This is a genomic window from Nostoc sp. (genome assembly GCF_036917515.1).
Taxonomy (GTDB): Bacteria; Cyanobacteriota; Cyanobacteriia; order Cyanobacteriales; family Nostocaceae; genus Nostoc.
In genome coordinates, this window is sequence record NZ_JBALDE010000094.1 from 1 (window position 1) to 3501 (window position 3501).

Annotated in this window: 3 protein-coding genes and 2 pseudogenes; 2 read left to right on the forward strand and 3 right to left on the reverse strand. The window is 36.8% G+C overall.

The features are described 5' to 3' along the window. Positions 1 to 151: 151 nt before the first annotated feature. Positions 152 to 751 (reverse strand): annotated as a pseudogene (locus V7K89_RS11140) (IS630 transposase-related protein); the annotation flags it as partial. 150 nt (positions 752 to 901) lie between these two features. Then, entirely contained in the window at positions 902 to 2050 is a 1149-nt protein-coding gene (locus tag V7K89_RS11145; RefSeq protein ID WP_335187072.1) for an endo-1,4-beta-xylanase, read from the reverse strand. 276 nt (positions 2051 to 2326) lie between these two features. On the opposite strand from V7K89_RS11145, the pseudogene V7K89_RS11150 reads away from it, so the two are divergent. Then, positions 2327 to 2872, forward strand: a pseudogene (locus tag V7K89_RS11150) (IS982 family transposase); the annotation flags it as partial. Here the strand turns inward: V7K89_RS11150 and V7K89_RS11155 are convergent. Then, a complete protein-coding gene (locus V7K89_RS11155; RefSeq protein WP_335187076.1) occupies positions 2829 to 3053 on the reverse strand; it encodes a hypothetical protein in 225 nt (74 codons plus the stop codon). The pseudogene V7K89_RS11150 and the gene V7K89_RS11155 sit on opposite strands and share 44 nt — an antisense overlap. Between V7K89_RS11155 and V7K89_RS11160 the strand changes: the two genes are divergently transcribed. After that, entirely contained in the window at positions 3052 to 3423 is a 372-nt protein-coding gene (locus tag V7K89_RS11160) for a hypothetical protein (protein ID WP_335187078.1), read from the forward strand. The two genes, V7K89_RS11155 and V7K89_RS11160, sit on opposite strands and share 2 nt — an antisense overlap. Positions 3424 to 3501: the final 78 nt, after the last annotated feature.

The following is a 3501-nucleotide window of genomic DNA, read 5'->3' on the forward strand; positions in this document are numbered from 1 at the left end:
CAAATGCTCTGAATGCGGTAACTAAAAAAGACATTATTGGATGGTTCACCCACTGCTGTTACTATATTGCACCCAACTGAGAACCGCTATATTGCCCGAAGGCAATATATTTTAGAGGCACTATCTGTAGCCAGCTTTTAGAGAATTGGTATAACTCTTCTTGGCAGAAAGCACTCATAATACTTACTCTCAGGTTTATTCTTGCTGATTTGAAATCGTAAAATCTTTCTCCCTTAGGGTTCCATCCTTCACAAAAGTCTTCTCTATTATCTATTCGGGGTTCATCAAGATAAACTAGTTGTGAGCCTTCTTTTTGGCTGATTTTGGCTCGAAACTCCCGCCTTTTTTGTTCATCCCTTTCTCTATACCCGTAAGTTTTTTTTCGGGTATAACCAATTTTTTTTAAGGCTTTTCCTATAGTGTGTTAGCGTAGCTTACTGTTCGCGTAGCGTCTCGTAGAGAAGGCATCGCTAATCTTTTCTGGCCAAGTTTCTGCGATTTCTGCTTGAATTTTACTGCCATTTACTTGCACAAACTGCTGAAATTTCTCTCCATCTACAATTTTCAAATTATAACCTTGTTGATATCCTGCTTTCGTCTGATAATCTCCTGTCTTTTTTCTCTTCTTTAACCAAGTGTCTATTGTATTACGGCTAATTTGAAAGATTCGACTGGCTTGAGTTTTTCTCATCCCACCATCAATCGCATTAATCACCTTAGTTCTTAAATCGTAACTATAAGATGCTGGTATTTTTTTCAGGTTATTTCTTTCTATTATGTCCTAACCTATGCTTCGATTGCTAGATATTTTCAAAGCTACTAACCTTGGTAAACAAGATTTGAGTGTACCTCAGTTGCTTAGGAAACGCTATATTTACGCCTTGGTGAAGTATTAAGTTGATTACTGAAAAGCCTGGGCTATAGCATTGCGAGCTGGTTTAGATTGCAGGTTTTCATCGAAGGGAAGCGGACGCAGAAATTTCCATAGACTTGGATTGTTTCTAAAGTTTTTTCTTGGCATCCACTCGGGATGACGTATCCAGGTATGACGGTCAGTAAGTCCCCATGTAATCACAGTATCGACTTTAGCTGCAAAGCACAGGTCAAGATATCGCTTGTAACTATCAGCTACCATTTGGTCTAGGCTTTTGATACTATCGGGTAATGGGGTATCAATGATAATATCTAATTCCGTAATTATTGGTTTCACTTCAAGATCATTAAGCCGTTTTAAGACCAAATTAAATCCTTTCTCGTCAAAAGAATATGCAGTAGAAAACCATAGATGTGATTGGATACCTGCCCCATCAATTTTAACACCACTATTCTTCAGATATTCGACCATTTTTAAGAAACGTTCTGATTTCCATGTGGTGCCTTCGATGCCAAAATCGTTTAAGTAAAATTTTTTGCTGCTATCAACTGAAGCGGCAATTAAAAACAAGTCTCGAATCAATTCTGGTTTTACGCCTTTACGCAAACCGTAAGTAGAGTTATCAGTTTCATTTTCACTATCAGCGATAATTTCATTGGCAATATCCCAAGACTTTAAAACGGGACTATTACGATAGTGCCCCATGACTCCTTTAACATGGCGTTCGATCATCTTAAGTGTAGGGGGGTAAGGAACCCAGTCTGGTTTTCCCATGTGCCAGAAAAGGGTATGTCCGTGCAATTCTATCTTATGTTTTTGGCAGAAATCAGCGATCGCATCTGCTGACTCAAAGGTAAATAATCCTGGCTGTGGTTCAGTAGCGTCCCATTTTAATTCACCATTCGGTGTCACAATGGAACATTCACGAGCCATCAGATTAGCGTAATCTTTCTCTGTTTGCAAAAATTCATTAGAAATTGCTGCGCCATAACGCTTTCCTTTGGCGGCAGCTAATTGCCGAAGAGAAGAATTTAAATTTTTACTTGTATAATGTTCTGCAATAGCATTCGTGCCTTGATTTTCTTTTTGGTTATCCTTTTGTAAAAAACCCATAGTTAATAAGGCAGAAAGGGTGGTATATCCTGCTCTTCTTAAAAAATTTCTCCGATAAGGCATAAATTATATTTAAAAAAACACATAAGATTATATTACAAAATAAATTTTGATACTTTTTAAGGTTTTGTAATAATTCACACAGTCATTACACAAGATAAAAATTGTTAAACTTTAATGCATGTTTGATTTACATCAATTAACTGCGCTTTTACATACTAGTGGTAAACATACCACCCTAATATATAACGATTCATTCGATAATAAATAACCTGAGTTCGGGATAAGGAAAAGGACAGGTAGTAAGCTGAAAATAACGTCAAATCCAGCACTTGTCCTATGTTTAGTTTAGATGCTTTATTTTGCCATGTAGATGATTTGTGTAGAGCGTTTGAAGGTCAATGGCACAAAAAACTATTAAATGGAGGAGGAATCAAGCGTATTCGTACAAAAAGCCGATGTTTGAGTGAAATGATCACAATACTGATTGCTTTTCATCAAAATCACTACCGGAATTTCAAGCATTTTTATTTTAATCACGTCAAACAGCAATGGAATTGTGCTTTTCCTGGGCTTGTGAGTTATCAAAGATTTATTGAATCGATACCATCAACCTTGATACCATTGTGCGTCTACCCCAAGCATTGTTTTGGGCAATGTACGGGTATCAGTTTTATCGATTCAACATGCCTGAAAGTCTGCCATAATCGGCGAATTTTTCAGCATCGGGTGTTTAAAGATTTAGCGGATCGTGGTAAGACTTCTGTAGATTGGTTTTTTGGTTTTAAGCTTCACATTGTTGTCAATGAGCTTGGTCAACTCTTAAATGTGATTCTCACTCCTAGAAATATTGACGACCGTAAACCAGTGCCTGATTTACTAAAGTAGAAATAACTGCTTGTGATAGTTTCAGGTCAAGAACTATAACATATCCTACACAAGTTACCCAAGAATTGCTTTGGGTATGGCCAGATGATAGTTCAACAGCTTTTGAGGATTGTAACTCAAAGCAGGTAGCTACCATACCTAAGTCTGAACTAGATACATCTTCAACCTCCTGGCGCATGACAGAAGTTCCAGTTGGTTATACTGTGTCTATTGAAAGTACTTTTGATCCTTCTCATGCAGAATTTCTTCATGAAGGAATAGGTGTTTTTTCACCTAAAACAGCTATACCTATGGAATATTTTGAATCTGTTGGAGAAATATCTGCTCAAGAAGGTTTTACTTTCAAACATCATGGCTACAATCTCTTCAACAAAGACATGGAGGTGATACGGAAATTTACTCCACCCTGTTCTAATACTACCATATATAGTTATCCCAACGGCAAAACTAATATTTTTCAGTTGTATTTTGTTCCTACACAACCATTAGTGTTTATCTCAACGATAATTGCAGTTTTGAGTTATTTTTTATCCAGAAATGTTGAATGACGATACAAAAGTTTACATACTTATTTAAAGTAACCCTGAAAAGCCTAAAATAGTCAACATAACATCATCTCCTCAAGC

Bases quoted from the DNA above. Each gene is read 5' to 3' on its own strand.
- V7K89_RS11145 (WP_335187072.1), bottom strand. From the start codon at position 2,050: ATGCCTTATCGGAGAAATTTTTTAAGAAGAGCAGGATATACCACCCTT.
- V7K89_RS11160 (WP_335187078.1), top strand. From the start codon at position 3,052: ATGACAGAAGTTCCAGTTGGTTATACTGTGTCTATTGAAAGTACTTTT.
- V7K89_RS11155 (WP_335187076.1), bottom strand. From the start codon at position 3,053: ATGCGCCAGGAGGTTGAAGATGTATCTAGTTCAGACTTAGGTATGGTA.